This window comes from Microbacterium sp. A8/3-1, assembly GCF_040267695.1.
Classification (GTDB): domain Bacteria; phylum Actinomycetota; class Actinomycetes; order Actinomycetales; family Microbacteriaceae; genus Microbacterium; species Microbacterium luteolum.
The window spans coordinates 1764709-1779857 of sequence record NZ_CP158357.1 but is presented as its reverse complement, the minus strand read 5'-3'; the positions used below and the strand labels follow the sequence as shown (position 1 = coordinate 1779857).

Annotated in this window: 13 protein-coding genes and 1 pseudogene; 9 read left to right on the top strand and 5 right to left on the bottom strand. The window is 68.6% G+C overall.

Annotated elements, in window-relative coordinates; genetic code table 11:
* Positions 1-29: 29 nt before the first annotated feature.
* Positions 30-482 (top strand): GtrA family protein, encoded by a 453-nt coding sequence (locus ABS642_RS08770; protein ID WP_350353016.1) that lies wholly within the window; start codon positions 30-32, stop codon positions 480-482.
* Positions 483-510: 28 nt separating this feature from the next.
* Here ABS642_RS08770 and ABS642_RS08765 read toward each other — a convergent pair whose 3' ends face one another.
* Together ABS642_RS08765 and ABS642_RS08760 are read right to left on the bottom strand one after the other, a co-directional pair.
* Positions 511-1926: a polysaccharide biosynthesis tyrosine autokinase gene (locus ABS642_RS08765; RefSeq protein WP_350353015.1), complete on the bottom strand. Its 1416-nt coding sequence runs from the start codon at positions 1924-1926 to the stop codon at positions 511-513.
* 111 nt (positions 1927-2037) lie between these two features.
* Complete coding sequence (locus tag ABS642_RS08760) at positions 2038-3402, bottom strand: polysaccharide biosynthesis tyrosine autokinase (RefSeq protein ID WP_350353014.1); 1365 nt, start codon at positions 3400-3402, stop codon at positions 2038-2040.
* 71 nt (positions 3403-3473) lie between these two features.
* Between ABS642_RS08760 and ABS642_RS08755 the strand changes: the two genes are divergently transcribed.
* The 7 genes and pseudogenes from ABS642_RS08755 to ABS642_RS08725 all read left to right on the top strand — a co-directional run bounded on the left by ABS642_RS08755 (position 3474) and on the right by ABS642_RS08725 (position 10086).
* The gene (locus ABS642_RS08755) at positions 3474-4628 is read left to right on the top strand and encodes a hypothetical protein (protein WP_350353013.1); all 1155 of its coding nucleotides are present in this window, start codon (positions 3474-3476) and stop codon (positions 4626-4628) included.
* A gap of 138 nt (positions 4629-4766) precedes the next feature.
* On the top strand, positions 4767-6575 hold the full coding sequence (locus ABS642_RS08750) for a nucleoside-diphosphate sugar epimerase/dehydratase (RefSeq protein WP_350353012.1): 1809 nt from the start codon (positions 4767-4769) through the stop codon (positions 6573-6575).
* Positions 6572-7702 (top strand): aminotransferase class I/II-fold pyridoxal phosphate-dependent enzyme, encoded by a 1131-nt coding sequence (locus ABS642_RS08745; protein ID WP_350353011.1) that lies wholly within the window; start codon positions 6572-6574, stop codon positions 7700-7702. The genes ABS642_RS08750 and ABS642_RS08745 overlap by 4 nt, the downstream gene beginning before the upstream one ends.
* Positions 7699-8319 (top strand): sugar transferase, encoded by a 621-nt coding sequence (locus tag ABS642_RS08740; protein ID WP_282214272.1) that lies wholly within the window; start codon positions 7699-7701, stop codon positions 8317-8319. The genes ABS642_RS08745 and ABS642_RS08740 overlap by 4 nt, the downstream gene beginning before the upstream one ends.
* Positions 8312-8953, top strand: coding sequence for a NeuD/PglB/VioB family sugar acetyltransferase (locus ABS642_RS08735; protein WP_350353010.1), 642 nt, complete (start codon positions 8312-8314; stop codon positions 8951-8953). Before ABS642_RS08740 ends, ABS642_RS08735 begins: the two co-directional genes overlap by 8 nt.
* Positions 8950-9393: pseudogene (locus ABS642_RS08730) on the top strand (glycosyltransferase); the annotation flags it as partial. The gene ABS642_RS08735 and the pseudogene ABS642_RS08730, both read left to right, overlap by 4 nt.
* A gap of 87 nt (positions 9394-9480) precedes the next feature.
* Positions 9481-10086 (top strand): glycosyltransferase, encoded by a 606-nt coding sequence (locus tag ABS642_RS08725; protein WP_350353417.1) that lies wholly within the window; start codon positions 9481-9483, stop codon positions 10084-10086.
* Here the strand turns inward: ABS642_RS08725 and ABS642_RS08720 are convergent.
* Entirely contained in the window at positions 10068-11195 is a 1128-nt protein-coding gene (locus ABS642_RS08720) for a hypothetical protein (RefSeq protein WP_350353009.1), read from the bottom strand. The two genes, ABS642_RS08725 and ABS642_RS08720, sit on opposite strands and share 19 nt — an antisense overlap.
* Positions 11196-11247: 52 nt before the next feature.
* On the opposite strand from ABS642_RS08720, the gene ABS642_RS08715 reads away from it, so the two are divergent.
* Positions 11248-12510 (top strand): oligosaccharide flippase family protein, encoded by a 1263-nt coding sequence (locus ABS642_RS08715; RefSeq protein ID WP_350353008.1) that lies wholly within the window; start codon positions 11248-11250, stop codon positions 12508-12510.
* On the opposite strand, the gene ABS642_RS08710 is transcribed toward ABS642_RS08715, so the two are convergent.
* Both ABS642_RS08710 and ABS642_RS08705 read right to left on the bottom strand, forming a co-directional pair.
* On the bottom strand, positions 12497-13723 hold the full coding sequence (locus ABS642_RS08710) for a glycosyltransferase (RefSeq protein WP_350353007.1): 1227 nt from the start codon (positions 13721-13723) through the stop codon (positions 12497-12499). The two genes, ABS642_RS08715 and ABS642_RS08710, sit on opposite strands and share 14 nt — an antisense overlap.
* Positions 13720-15093, bottom strand: coding sequence for an O-antigen ligase family protein (locus ABS642_RS08705; protein WP_350353006.1), 1374 nt, complete (start codon positions 15091-15093; stop codon positions 13720-13722). Before ABS642_RS08705 ends, ABS642_RS08710 begins: the two co-directional genes overlap by 4 nt.
* Positions 15094-15149: the final 56 nt, after the last annotated feature.

The following is a 15149-nucleotide window of genomic DNA, read 5'->3' as shown; positions in this document are numbered from 1 at the left end:
GGGCGCAGGGCATTCTGCAAGTAGCCTAGTTGAGCCATGAATCCTCCCCCTCCCGACTGCGCCGCTTCGTCGGCGTCGGCAGCCGCTTCCTCGTCGTCGGAGGGCTGAGCACCCTGATCGAGATCGGCGTCTTCAACCTCCTCGTCTACGTGTGGGGCTGGGACGTCGTCGCCGCCAAGATCGCCGCCTCGCTAGTCGCCCTCGTGAACGCCTACATCGGGAACCGCGAGTGGACGTTCCGGCACCGCGACCGCCGCGGCCGCATCGCCGAGGTCCTGCTGTTCCTCGCGACCAATGCGGTGTGCACGGCGATCGGCGCCGCTCTCGTGTGGGCCGGCGTCGAGCTGGTGGCCTCGTCGCTCGGTCGCGCTCCCGGTGCGTTCGCGGTCAACGCCGTGAACCTGGTGAGCATCGTGATCGTCGTGCTGCTGCGCTTCGTCCTGTACCACTGGGTCGTCTTCCGGGTCGCCCCGAAGCCCTGACGCCCCGAAGCCGGGAGGCCGGAGCAGGCTAGGCGGAGGCCTTGGCGCGCTTGCGCTTCTTCGCGGGCGCGTCCTCGGTGTGGGTCGCGCCATAGGTGTAGGCGCCGTAGCCGTAGCTGTCGGGACCCTTGGTCGGCAGCATCGTGACGACCACGCCCAGCAGATTCACGCCGGCGGTCTCGAGCGAGCGCACGGCGCCCTCCAACTCCTGCTTCTTCGTCTTGCCGGACGCTGCGGCGATGATGACTCCGCGCGTCTTGCTGCCGACGACCGCGGCATCTGTCACGAGGAGGAGCGGCGGCGCATCGATGAGCACGTAGTCGAAGTACTCGCCGAGCGGCGCCAGCACCTGGTCCATGGCGGCGGAGCCGAGCATCTCGCTCGGGTTGGGCGGTACCTGTCCGCTCGGCAGCACGAACAGGTCGTTCGTGCCCCACTTCTGCAGGGCGTCGGCCACGTCGATGCGACCGATGAGCACGTCGGTGAGGCCGACGCTGCCTTCGATGTCCATGTAGTCCGCCACGCGCGGCAGCCGCAGGTCGCCGTCGACGAGCGCGACGCGCGCACCGGTCTCGGCAAGCGCGATCGCGAGGTTCGCGGTCGTCGTCGACTTGCCCTCGCCGGGGCCGGCGCTGGAGATCACGAAGATCCGAGGCCCCGCGTCGACGTTCAGGAACTGCAGGTTGGTCCGAAGGCTGCGGAACGACTCGGCGCGGGGGCTGCGCGGATCGGCGTGCACGATCAGCGGACGCTTGGTCGCCTCCGGGTCGTAGGCGATGCCGCCGAGCACCGGCCGGTCGGTGAGCGCCTCGATGTCGTGGAGTGTGTGGATGCGGTTGTCGAGCACGGTGCGCAGCGTCGCGATCGCGATGCCCACCGCCAGGCCGATGATGCCGCCGAGGATGATGAGCATCCGCACGTTGGGGCTGGTCGGCTGTGTCGGGGTGACGGCCGGCTCGGTCACGGTGATCTGCACGGGGCTCACGGCGCCCTCGACCGCGGGCTGCTCGAGCGTCTCCTGGACCGCGTCCTGGAAGCTCGATGCGACCGTGTTGGCGATGTCCGCGGCCTGCTCGGCATCGCCGTCGGTGACGGTGATGTCGATCAGCACGGTGTTCAGCGGGGTCGTGGCCGTCACGCGGCCGCTGAGCCCCGCCACGCTGTCGTCGAGGCCGAGTTCGTCGATGACGGGTTCGAGCACGAGCGCCGTGCTGACGACGTCGACGTAGCTGGTCACCATCTGGCGGGCGAAGGTGGTGCCCTGCACGAGGTCACCGGTCGCGGCGCCTTCGGTGTGGACAGAGACGTACAGCTGCGTGGAGGCCACGTACTTGGGCTGCTGCAGCGCCGCGTATCCTGCGCCGGCGGCGAGGCCGAGGATCAGCAGGACGAGGATCAGGATCCAGTTGCGGTGCAGGATACGCACATAGTCGCGAAGTTCCACGCGGCAGATTCCCCCTGTTGTGTGCGGTCTCGGTCTGCTCAGACCAGCCGCAAGACGGTTCTCGACATTGTTTCACGGTGCACGCCGCTGACGCGCACCGTGCGGGGCGCGTCAGCGGCTGACTCGCTCGACCTCCATGCCGTACGGATTCTTGTCGCCGCCGCGGACCGGCACCTTCGTGACGACGGTTCCGAGCACGCGGGCGTCGACGGCTTCGATGCTCTTCGCCGCGTCGGCAAGGCGGGTGGCGTGCGTCGCGCCGGAAGCGGCGACGAGGATGGCGCCGGTCGCCACGCGGGCGATCACGGCGGCATCCGTCACGAGAAGCAGCGGGGGCGCGTCGATGATCACGACGTCGAATGCGTCCCTGAGTGCCTCGACGAGCTGCGCCATCGCGCGGGAGCCGAGGAGCTCGGCCGGATTCGGCGGAACGGTGCCCGAGGGAAGGAGGAAGAGCGCGCTGCGCCCCCAGGGCTGGATCACGTCGTTCAGGTCGACGCGCCCGGCGAGCACGTCGCTGAGGCCGATCCCGCCCTCGATGCCGAAGTACTCGGCGACGCGCGGGAGGCGGAGGTCGCCGTCGATCAGGGCGACGCGGTGGCCGGCATCGGCGAAGGCGAGGGCCAGGTTGCCGGCCGTCGTCGACTTGCCCTCTCCGGGGCCGGAACTCGTGATCACGAACACGCCCTGGCCCTCGGTGAAGAGGAAGCGCACGTTGGTGCGCAGGGCGCGGAACGCCTCTGCTCTGGCACCGTGCGGCGCGGCGCTGACCGCGAGAGGGTGCTCGGAGGTGTCGGGATCCAGCGGGATCTGCCCGAGCACGGGCGCGGCGACCGCAGCCTCGACGTCGGATGCCGTGCGCACCCGCTGGTCGAGCGTCGCACGGAGGAGTGCGATCCCGATGCCGGCGGCGAGGCCGATGATCCCGCCGAGCGTGAGCGAGAGCTGCATGTTCGGTGCGACCGCCGTGGTCGGGACCTGCGCGGCCTGGAGCGTGACGAGACGCACGGAGTACGCGGTCTGCTGCTCGCGCTTCTCGAGCGTCTCGGTGACGACGTTCGTGAAGCTCTCGGTGACCGCGTTCGCGATGCGGGCGGCCTGGCCCGGGTTGCCGTGTTCGACGCTGATCGTGATGATCGCGCTGTTGAGCGCGGCGCTCGTCTGGATGCGTCCGGCGAGACCGGCCGGGGTGGTGGGGAGGTCGAGGTCCTCGATCACCGGCGCGAGCACCAGCGTGCTGGTGAGGATCGCCCGGTAGGTTCCGACGGTCTGCATCGCGTAGCTGGTGGCGAGCGCCCGTTCGGCTGGCGTTGCCGTGTCGCCGACCTGCACCGTGATCATCACTTCGGCGGAGGCTTCGAACCGCTGCGGGGTGAGCATCGCGACGAGCGCGCCGGTGGAGAGCCCGATGACGGCCCCGGCGACGATCAGCACGATCTGCCTTCGCAGGACGCGGACGTAGTCGCGGAATTCCATTGCTCTCCCGGTCGGTGCGTCGCGGATCGGCGGTATCGTCTTCTGAGACTACCGATTCCGACGAAGGCACCATGACTGGTCTGAGCGCACTCTTTCCGAACGGCCCGCGCAGCGATGCACCGGGACGTGCGCAGCTGGACGACCATCACACGGTCCGGCGCCTGCGCGAGATGATCGGCGAGCCGCGCGACACGCGCGGTCCCGTTCGGCCCCTGGCGGACACGGACGCGCTGATGCGCAGGGTCGAGGCCGCCGCGAAGAACGCCGCGCCGATCGCGGTCGGGACCGCGGATGCCTCGCGTCCTGCCACACGGACGCGCCGCCGCTGGGACCCTCTGGCCACGTCGGTCGGTGCGCTCGCCGTGGTCGCCGCGGTCGCGGCAGCGGCGGTCGGCGGCGTGCAGATGGCGACGGCGAGTCCGGCAGCGAGCTCGCTCGTTTCGCTCGAGGCCGATGAGGCCACCCTCCAGAACGCGCACCAGGCGCTGACCGCCACCAGGAACCGCATCGTCAGCGACATCGAGACCCAGACGGCGGCCGCCGCGCTCCTGCGCAGCGCCTTGGTGTCGACGAGCACGGCGCCGGATCCGGCATCCGATGGCGACGTGATCCCGGTGACGGATCCCACGGCGTTGGCGACGGCGCTCGCGGCCGTCGACGCCTATGCGGCGGGCCTCGCGGCGATCACGGTGCCGAAGGTGCCGGCGGAGTACCGGCGCGGAGACATCGACGAGGAATCGCTGGAAGACGTGGGAAGCGCCATCGACGGGGCGCAGGAGAAGCTCGTCGCCCTCGACGGGGTGACCACCGAGATGCGTTCGATCCGCACGCAGCTCGACGCGCTCCGCCCTCCGGCGGATGCAGCGGTGGCGGCCTATGCCGCGACCTTCGCCGGCAGTGCGGAGGCCGCGAAGTCCGGCTTCCCCGATGCGGATGACGCGCTGCAGGCCCGGCTGGCCGAAGCCGCCGCCCGCGTCGGCGCAAGCGGACTCTGGGGCGCGGCAGGGGTGACGGCGCTCGAGGGGTACCGGGATGCCTTCGTCGCCGTGGCCGCCGACCAGGCGCAGGTGGATGCCGAGCAGGAGCAGAGCTCGCGGCAGACGACACGGCGAACCGATACCCAGGAGTCGGCACCGCCGTCGGACACGACCACGCCGACGGACCCGCCCGTGACGGAGACGCCGCCGGATACGGAGACGCCGCCCGAGGGCGAAGGGACGCCATAGGTCACGGACCTGCTCAATACCTGTGAGAACATAGCTCCAGGGGAGTGAGTAAGTCTGAGGGGGCTTCCGGTCTTGAGTGCGAAAAAGGCGTTCGTCGATACTTCGACGGGCGATATTCCGATATTCTCGGAGGTTTCCGTGACGCAGAAGCGACGCCGGATGCTCGCCGCGATCGTCGACGGACTCTCCTGGAGCTTCGGCGTCGTGCTCGCCATCGCTCTGCGTTTCGAGTTCATGATGGACGCGCGCGGCTGGATCTCGACCACGGTGCTCGCGCTCATCGCCGGCGCGATCCAGATCATCGTCGGCTACGTCACCGCGCTGTATCGCGGCCGCTTCACCTACGGCTCCTTCGATGAGGTCCGTGCCGTCGGCATCATCGTCGTGATCGAGGCCGTCGCGCTGTCGCTGCTCGTGATCCCGATCGGTCCGGCCGTCGGGGTGCCGCGCGGCACGCTGCTGCTCGCGTTCCCGTTCGTCCTGCTGCTGATGTTCGGCGTGCGCTACTTCGCCCGCCTCCTCATCGAACGCGCGCGCAAGCCCGGGGAAGACGCCTCGCCGGCGCTCATCGTCGGCGCCGGCTTCATCGCCGACAAGCTGCTCGCCAACGTCACCACCGATCCGGCGTCGCCGATCCGCGCCGTCGGACTGCTCGACGACGACCCGGACAAGCGCAACCTGCGGCTGCGAGGAGTGTCGGTCATCGGCACCACCCGCGATTTCGCCGAGGCCGCCCAGCGCACCGGAGCCGAGCTCGCCATCATCGCGATCGGCAGTGCCGACAGCACGCTCCTGCGCAAGCTCAGCGACCGCGCCGCGGCCGCCGGTCTCCGCGTCGCGGTCACGCCCTCGCTCCACAGCCTGAAGTCGGGGGAGGGGTCGATCAGCGACGTCCGCGACATCAGCATCGAAGACCTCATCGGCCGGCATCCGGTCGACACCAACGTTGAGCTGATCGCCGGCTACGTCACCGGACGACGCGTGCTGGTCACGGGTGCCGGCGGATCGATCGGCTCGGAGCTCTGCCGACAGCTCGCGAAGTACGGGCCGAGCGAGCTGATCATGCTCGACCGCGACGAGACCGGGCTGCAGGACGCCCAGCTGGGCACGTCCGGGCACGGTCTGCTCGACACGAACGACGTGGTGCTCGCCGATATCCGCGATGTCGAGCTCCTCGACCGGATCTTCGACGAGCGGCAGCCCGAGGTGGTCTTCCACGCGGCGGCGCTGAAGCACCTCCCGATGCTCGAGCAGTACCCCGACGAGGCCTGGAAGACGAACGTCATGGGTTCGCTCAACGTGCTCAACGCCGCTCGCCGCGTCGGGGTGTCGACCTTCGTCAACATCTCGACCGACAAGGCGGCCAACCCCACGAGCGTGCTCGGCCACTCCAAGCGCGTCGCCGAGAAGCTCACCGCGTGGGCCGGCGAGCAGACCGGGATGCGCTACCTCTCGGTGCGCTTCGGCAACGTCATCGGCAGTCGCGGCTCGATGCTGCCGACGTTCCAGCGGCTCATCGCCGACGGGCGCCCGATCACGGTCACGCACCCGGATGCGACGCGGTACTTCATGACGATCCCGGAGGCCTGCCAGCTCGTGGTCCAGGCGGGAGCCATCGGCCGCGCCGGAGAGGTGCTCATCCTCGACATGGGAGAGCCCGTGTCGATCCTCGAGGTCGCGAAGCGCATGGTCGCGATGTCGGGCAAGAACATCGAGATCGTGTTCACGGGTCTGCGCCCGGGGGAGAAGCTGCACGAAGAGCTCGTCGGGTCGCGCGAGAACCTCGAGCGTCCGTTCCACCCGAAGGTCTCGCACACGCGGGCCGATGTGATCACCCCGGAACGACTCGACAAGACCGGATGGATGGAGCGCATGTTCGCGAGCCCCCGGAACAACGACACGGTGGTCATCGAGCCGATCCGCCTCGCGAAGGGTGCCGAGGCGTGAGCGAACGGATCTACATGTCCTCGCCCGACGTGGGAGAGGCGGAGGAGCAGGCCGTCGTCGCCGCGATGCGCTCCGGCTGGATCGCCCCGCTCGGCCCCGACGTCGACGCCTTCGAGCGTGAGCTCGCCGATCGCGTGGGCGTCGCTCATGCCGTGGCCCTCAGCTCGGGGACCGCCGCGCTGCATCTCGGTCTCCTCACCCTCGGTGTGAAGCCCGGCGATGTCGTGCTGACGTCGTCGATGACCTTCGCGGCCACCGCCAACGCCATCGTCTACACGGGCGCCGAGCCGTACTTCATCGACGCGGACCCGGTGACGGGGAACATGGATACCGCGCTGCTCCGGGAGTCGCTCGTCGAGCTCCGCGATGCGGGCGAGCGGGTGTCGGCGATCGTTCCGGTGGATCTGCTCGGCAAGGCGGTCGACTACACCGCGATCCTGGCGATCGCCGACGAGTTCGGCGTGCCGGTTTTGTCGGATGCCGCGGAGTCGCTGGGCGCCACGCACCAGGGGCGCGCGGCCGGCAGCTTCGGCCGAGCATCCGTCGTGTCCTTCAACGGCAACAAGATCATTACCACGTCGGGCGGCGGGATGCTGCTGACCGACGACGCGGATTTCGCACAGCACGTGCGGTATCTGGCCACGCAGGCGCGGCAGCCGGTCGTGCACTACGAGCACACCGACATCGGCTACAACTACCGGATGAGCAATCTGCTCGCGGCTCTCGGGCGCGCGCAGCTCGGCCGCCTCGATGCGATGATCGCGCGTCGTCGTGAGATGCGCGAGCTGTACAAGCAGCTGTTCGCGGAGGTCGACGGCGTCGAGGTCTTCGGGGCCGAAGGCGACGAGGCCGACAACGTCTGGCTGACGTCGATCGTGGTCGATCCGGAGAAGACCGGCTGGGAGCCCCCGGAGCTCGCCGCGGCCCTCGCCGCCGATGACATCGAGAGTCGTCCGCTCTGGAAGCCCATGCATGCGCAGCCGGTGTTCGCCGGTGCGCGGCGCAAGACCAGCGGTGCTTCGGATTCCCTGTTCGCGCGCGGTCTCACCCTGCCGAGCGGTTCCGCCCTGACGCCGCCGCAGCGCGAGCGCGTGCTGGCGGCGATCCGCGGCTTCCTGACGCGATGAGCGCACGGTTCCGGCCCTACGACGTCGTCAAGCGCGGCCTCGACATCGTCGCCGCGGCGGTGGCGCTCGTCGTGCTCTCGCCGATCATCGTGGCGACCGCCGTGCTCGTCGCGGTGAGACTCGGACGCCCGGTCGTGTTCGCGCAGGAGCGTCCGGGCAAGGACGGCCGGATCTTCACGCTGTACAAGTTCCGGTCCATGCGCTCGGTCGACGAGGCTCGTGGATGGGTGACGGATGCGGACCGGCTCACCCCGTTCGGCGTGCGGCTGCGGTCGACGAGCCTGGATGAGCTGCCCAGTCTGTGGAACGTGCTGCGCGGCGACATGAGCGTCGTCGGGCCGCGGCCTCTGCTGGTCGAGTACCTGGAGCGCTATTCGCCGGAGCAGGCGCGCCGGCACGAGGTGCGTCCCGGCATCACGGGGCTCGCCCAGGTGACCGGTCGCAACGCGATCTCCTGGGAGAGCAAGTTCGCCCAGGACGTCCGCTACGTCGACCGACGCAGCGTCGGCCTCGACCTCCGGATCGTCGCCCGCACCATCGGCTCGGTCGTGAAGCGCGACGGCATCTCGGCAGAGGGACATGTGACCATGACGAAGTTCGGTGAGGCGCATGGCTGAGCGGATCGTCATCGTCGGAGCCGGCGGCTTCGGCAGGGAGACCCTCGACGTGGTCGAGGCGATGATCGCGGCCGGCGAGCCGCTGCAGCTGCTCGGTGTCGTGGACTCGGGTCCGCGCCCCGTCGACCTCGGCCGTCTCGCGGAGCGCGGCATCGTCTACCTCGGCACCGAAGAGGAATGGCTGCCGACCGCCGCGGGCGACGAGCGCTTCGTCGTGGCCATCGGCTCGCCGTCGGTGCGCGAGGCCGTCGCCCAGCGGCTGTCGAACGCGGGTCTGCGCGCCACCACGTTCATCCATCCGCGTGCGGTCATCGGATCGCGGGCGCGCATCGGCGAGGGCGTCGTCATCACCTCCGGCGTGCAGGTCTCGACGAACGTGAGCATCGGCGACCACGTGCACCTCAACCCGGCCAGCATCCTCGGGCATGACGCGACGCTCGCCGACTTCGTCTCGGTCAATCCCGGTGCGATCGTCTCGGGCAACGTCATCGTCGAGAGCGGGGTTCTCCTCGGCGCCGGCTCCGTCGTGCTCGCGGGGCTGACGGTCGGGGCGGGGGCGACGGTGGGGGCTGCGGCCTGCGTGACGAAGGACGTCGCGGCCGGCACCATCGTTAAAGGCGTGCCCGCCCGATGACCGGACAGCGCCTCTGCGTCATGGTGACCAGCTCCGTCACCGCGACGACCTTTCTCGGCGGCTATCTGGCGTTCCTGCGGAACGCTGGTTGGGAGGTGACTCTCGTCTGCAGTGACGGGCCGGGAGTCGCGGAACTCGCCCGCAACGCGGGCGTCCGATACGAGCAGCTGCGAATGGAGCGCGAGCCATCCCCGCTCCGAGACCTCGGCGCCGTTCTGCGAGCCGTCCGCGTGCTCCGGCGTCTCCGTCCTGATGTGCTCGTGTATGCGACGCCGAAGGCTGCTCTCGTGGGTGCCCTTGCCGGTTGGGCAGCCCGAGTGCCGCGGCGCATCTACGAACTCTGGGGGCTGCGATTGGAGACATCGAGCGGCGCGGCGCGACGGGTGTTCGCCTTGCTCGAACGAACCACGATGAGACTCTCGACGATGGTGATCGCGAACAGTCGGAGCCTCGCCGTGCGAGCGGCGGACCTCGGACTGCCCGGTCGGAAGGACGTCGTCGTTCTCGGCTCCGGCTCGTCCCACGGCGTGGATGCCGATCGCTTCTCGCCGGACGCGTCGCTTCCCGCCATGGAGCCGGCCCTCAAGCAGGCGCTCGAACAGTCGAGTGCACCCGTGGTCGGATTCGTCGGTCGCCTCCATCCGGACAAGGGCATCGATACGCTGTTCCAGGCGCTGCGCATCTGCGCCGACCGTGGGGCTGAGGCCCAACTGCTCATCGTGGGCGGCGACGAAGGTGCGCATGTGGATGAGCGCATCGACGGTCGGCAGACGAGCATCCCGGTTCATGTCACCGGCTTTGCGGCGGACGTGCGCCCGACGTTGCGCGAAATGGACATCCTGGTGCTGCCGAGCCGTCGCGAGGGCTTTCCGAACGTCGTCCTCGAGGCCGCTGCCATGACCGTACCGGCGATCGTTTCAGATGCGACGGGCTGCGTCGATTCCGTGATCGACGGGGAGACGGGAGTGATCGTCCCTGTCGGCGACGCGGAGCGCCTCGCGAACGAGCTGATGGCCCTGCTCGGGAACCGCGGGGATCGCGAACGCCTCGGTTCCGCCGCGCGCGCGCGCGTCATCGCGGAGTTCGAACCTCAGCGGGTGTGGGCGCTGCATGCTCAACGCTGGGTCGCCTGAGCAGCCTTCTCCATCGATCGCAGGACTTCGCCGATGAGGCTGGCGTATCGCTGCGCCTTGGCCGTGACGTCGACGCGCTGGCGCAGCGCGTCCGGCACGCGGGCGCCGACCGCACCGCGGACGAACGCCTGCACCTCAGCGATGACAGCCGCGGGTTCCCACGCTCCGCGCGCGACGGTCGCGACCGTCGGTGTGCTCACGTCATCGAGGTCCTCGTCACGGGAGAAGAGCAGCGTCGGTATGCCGAGCGAAACGCTCTCGCGAACCTTCAGCGCGGAGGCGATCGTGATCCCCTTGCGGTCGAGGGCGAGGCCGCCGAGTGCCACATCGAATCCTTCGATCGCCGCCCTGTACTCCTGAGGGCCGGCGGCTGTCACCATCTTGACGCGGCTCGATCGGATCTCGTCCGCGATCGAAGCGTCTGGGATCACCAACCGGAACTCGAACTCCGGGAGGACATCGGCGAGGCCGGCGAGACGATCCAGGCCCTGCCATGGGGCGGCGTATCCCACCGAGTATCCGACGACCGGGCGCTCGTTGTGGGGAAGGGGGATCGGTGAAGCAGGGATCGGGATGCCGTTCGGGATGACGGCTCGGGGGCCTCGTATTCCCGCGAAGGCAGGAAGGCCGACCAGATCGCTGCTGACGAACGCGGCGCCGCGCACTGCGGCGAGCAGCCGCCTGCGGAAGAGACGGCTGCTGAGCCGAGCGTAGAGACGGACGAGCGGATGGGACGGGAGCTCCCGGGTGTCGTCCGAGTGGATCTCCAGCATGAGAGGGACGCGCTGCGCCACGCTCAGCATCGTTCGCGTGGCGAACCCGAAGCGTAAGATCGCGACGTCGGGCGATGTCTCCAGGAGAGCTTCGCGCAGCCGGCGGGCTTCCGAGAACGCCCGGAGAACGCGAGGACCGCGGGCCGCTATTCCCTGGAATCCGGCGGGAAGACTGCCAGGAAGATCTCGATCGACACAGAGCGCGGATGCGTCCAGACCGCTCGCGCGGAAGACCGCGACCTGGGCTGCGGCCCGCGCCATGATCTGCGGATGCGACCGAAGATCCATGAGATAGACGAGCATCACTCGGGGGCCTGCGGTCGATGCTTCCGTCACAGACCAAGCGTACCGGGGCGGGAGCAGGTGCGAGATGCAGGACAATGGAGCTGTGAACACACCCGCACGGTCAGGCACGATTCGCAGCATCGGAACGCTGCTGACCGGAAGCGTGGTGGCTCAGGTCATCGGTCTCGCGACGATGCCCGTCCTGAGCAGGATCTTCACTCCGCAGTCGTTCGGACTTCTCGCAGTGTTCCTGTCGATCACGTCGCTCGTGGCGATCGTCGCCTCGCTCCGGTACGAATACGCCATCGTGCTGCCCGAGGCGGACGAGGACGCGGTACACCTGAAGCGCGCGGCCACGTGGATCGCAGCATCGGTCTCGGCCCTCGCGCTCATCGTGACCGCGGTCGTCGTCCTCGCACTCCTTCGAGAGAATCAGACTCCCTGGTGGCTGCTGCTCATGGGAGTCAGCGTCTTCCTCGCGGGCGAGAGCACCATCCTGTACTTCTGGTTCACGCGTACCCGGCGCTACCGGGTGCAGAGCATCTCCAGAATCGTGCAAGCCGCCGTGACAGCGGGCACCCAGATCTTGCTCGGGCTGACCGTGCTCCGGGGACCCGAGGGCCTGATCATCGGCTACGTCGTCGGTCAGGTCGTGGCGGTCATCGTTCTGCTGGTCTTCGACGACTCCCGCGTCCGCGACGTCCCGAGGGAGCGGAAGCGGACCATGCAGCTCCTTCGGCGCTATCGCAAGATGCCGCTCCTCAACGCACCGAACGCGCTGATCGATTCCTTCCGGCTGAATGGGATCAATCTGATCATCGGCATCGGCGCCGGCTCCGTGGCGGCGCTCGGCCAGTTCTCCATGGCCTGGAAGCTCGCGCAATCGCCCATGGCGCTGATCGCCGGCGCCATTTCGCAGGTGTACTACCAGCGAATGGCGAGCGCCGGGCCGGGCGAGCTGCGACGCATCGTCTTCTCCGTTACCCGCAACGCCCTCATCGTCGGAATCGTGCCCTTCGCCCTGCTCGCGCTGTGCGCGCCCGCAGTGGTGCCGTGGCTTCTCGGCCCGCAATGGGTCGAAGCCGGGCTGATCGTTCAGGCGCTCACCCCCTGGCTGTTCCTGAACGTCGCGACGGCACCCCTCTCGAACCTCTTCATCGTCGCTGAGCGTCAGGGGACCATGCTCGTGTTCGCGCTGGTGTACATGGTGGTGCCGCTGGTCATCCTCTGGCTGCTCGCCGATGACCTCGTCCGGGCGGTCTGGTGGACCAGCGGGTCGATGAGCGTGCTGCTGCTGATCCTGATCGGGCTCTCCTTCGTCGTCGCGACGAAGGTCGATGCTGCGCGACCAGTCAGCCTCGATTGAGATCTGCGACCGCCGCTGCAGCGGCGCGAGCATTCTCGTTCGCATCGAAACGCTCCGCCCAGTTCGCGCGGGCGTCGAATCGATCAAGATGCTCGACCACGTCCACGACCGCGTCCGCGATCTCCGAGACTGTCGCGTCACGTGCGACGAGAACGCCCGAGCCGAACGCCGACCCGACGATCTCTCGCGTCGCCCCGACGTCTGTCGCGACGGCGGGCACGCCGTAGGCGGCCGCTTCCATGATGCTCACGGGTACGCCCTCGATCGTGCTCAGGTTCATGAACAGCGTCGTCGCGGCGTGAGCATAGTGATCCAGGATGGTCTGCACCGGCACTCGGCCGGGAAAGGCCACGTCCAGAAGTGGCAGCTCTTCGACGAGCTCTGCTGCCCGTGACCGGACGGCAGCGAGCCCGGGACCATCTCCGAAATGGGTCCAGGCGACGGCGTGGCCGCGTCTTGCGACTTCCGCAAGGGCATCCAGGATCAGGTCGACGCGCTTGAGGGGTATCACGGAAGACGCGCTGACCACGAGGACTCTCTCGGGAGCCGAAGCATCCGCGGGTGGCGCGTCCGGCCCCGGGACGCCGAGTCGGCGAACGAGGATCCGCTGGGGCGAGATGTACGACGAATAGCGTTCCCGCGCATACGACTGAGCGGCGTCGGAGATCGTGAGGAGCACCTCCGTGACGCCCAGTACCGCGGGGCGGAGAGGGCGGTAGCCCTCGCTCTCCTCGTCGAGGTCGTAGCGGTGCACGCGCGTGGCGACCGCATCCTGCTTCCGGACGAACCATGGCAGGGAGTACGCGATATCCACGCCCCAGAACGAGTACACGGTGAGGGATTCAAACGGCGTGTGCCGCGCACCGAGCTGCTGGAGCCGCTGGGCGACGGACATGCCGACGAGCATCGCCCTGAGGTCGGCGCTCTTCAGCGCGCCGACCCGTCGAGCGCGGGCCGCGACTGCCCACAGCGTTCGCAGGCGCCTTCCGCTGATCAGTCCGCGGAATGCGCGGGCAGCGGTCACTCTCCCGACACTGCCCAGGTATCGGCAGTTCGGTGGCAGGGGGAGCGCGGGCACGCCCTCGCCCCAGAAGCTCACGATCCTCACCTCGTCGAACTCCTGGGCCAGAGCTGCGATCTCATTCCGAACGAACGCGGCGTCGCCGCTGTCGTGGGGGAACTGATGCGTCAGGAGGAGCAGGACTCGGCTCACGAGCGTGGCCCCGCCACGCGTGCGGGCGGCGTGACGTCGTCGCCTTTCGGATTCGCTCCGAGGTCGGCGAGGTAGCAGGCGATGGCGACGAACACCGCGAGAGATGCCCACGTGTGCAGGATCTCGAGGTAAGAGCTGTTCATGAGGAGTACGAGCGGAAGCATCGTCACGGCAGAGATCAGAGCGAACGCCATCGCGCGCTCGGGACTGCGAAGCGGACTGATCCGCAAGTGGCTCGCTCCGACGCGCAGCAGGGTGATGGTGAGGATGACCGCCAGCACGAGGATGATCACGCCGTACTGGGAGAGCAGTTCGATGACGCCGTTGTGCGGATTGATGATCCGGAACGTCTGGCGCATGACCGTGGTGTTCTGTGCGTGGATCTCGAACCCGCCCGGCCCCGCGCCCAGCAGCGGATTGGTGGCAAGGGCATCGAGTCCGTTCTGAGCCAGGTTCCATCGTGCGTAGATCGAGGAGTCGACGGGAACGTCGATCCCGAAGATCGGCACGGTGTACTGCGCGTTGCCCCAGTAAGCGATGACGCTTGATTCGGCAAGAGCGAAGACTCCGACGACGGCTCCGATACCGAGGACGATGACGATCACACGGGCGACGACGCTCTGCCAACTCAGCACCGCCCAGACTCCGCCGAAGACGAGCATGGCGGCAAGACCGAAGCGACTGTTGGTCAGCAGCATCAGGGGGATGGAGGCGAGGAGCCCGCCGGCGTAGAGGAACCGGAGCATCTTCGAGGCGGCCATCGATCTTCCGGCGACCAGGATCGGAAGGGAGATGCTGATGAAGGCGGCGTAGTTGTTGGGGTTGTAGAAGACGGAGACGACGCCGAAATCGGAGACGAGCGGATTGGTGTCGAGGTAGCTCGCGCCGAGGCGCTGCCCTGTGAGGACCTCGACCGCGGTGACCGCACTGGTGGCGAGGAACGCGAGCAGCCAGCCGTTGAAGAGGATCCGGAGCAGGGAGCGGGTGATGCGCATCATGGAGAACGCGAGGACGACGAGGGTCCCTGCGGTCACGGCCACAGCTTCGTTGTGCGCCCAGACAGCGCCGAACCTGAGGGCCAACGTGAGCAGGGCGATGATGAGCATCGGGAGCGCGAAGAGCCACACCGCCGTCCTCACGCCGCCGAAACGGCCGCCGCGTCGTGCCTGCGAGACGCCGACGATGAACAGGCAGGCCGCGAGGAGCGGGAACGGCGAGACCGGTCCGATGACCGGGAACACCGGATTCGCCGCCGCGACCACAGGCATGAGGAAGATCAGCGTCCGCGGTACGAGCCCGAGCCTCGGCACGTCGGTCAGGGCGACCGAGGTGGCGAAGCGATTGCGCGCTGGACTCGTCGCGTAAGCCATCTCGCAGCCCCTCACATGTTGATCTCGGGGCGCTTCGTCTGCACCGCCCGACGGCC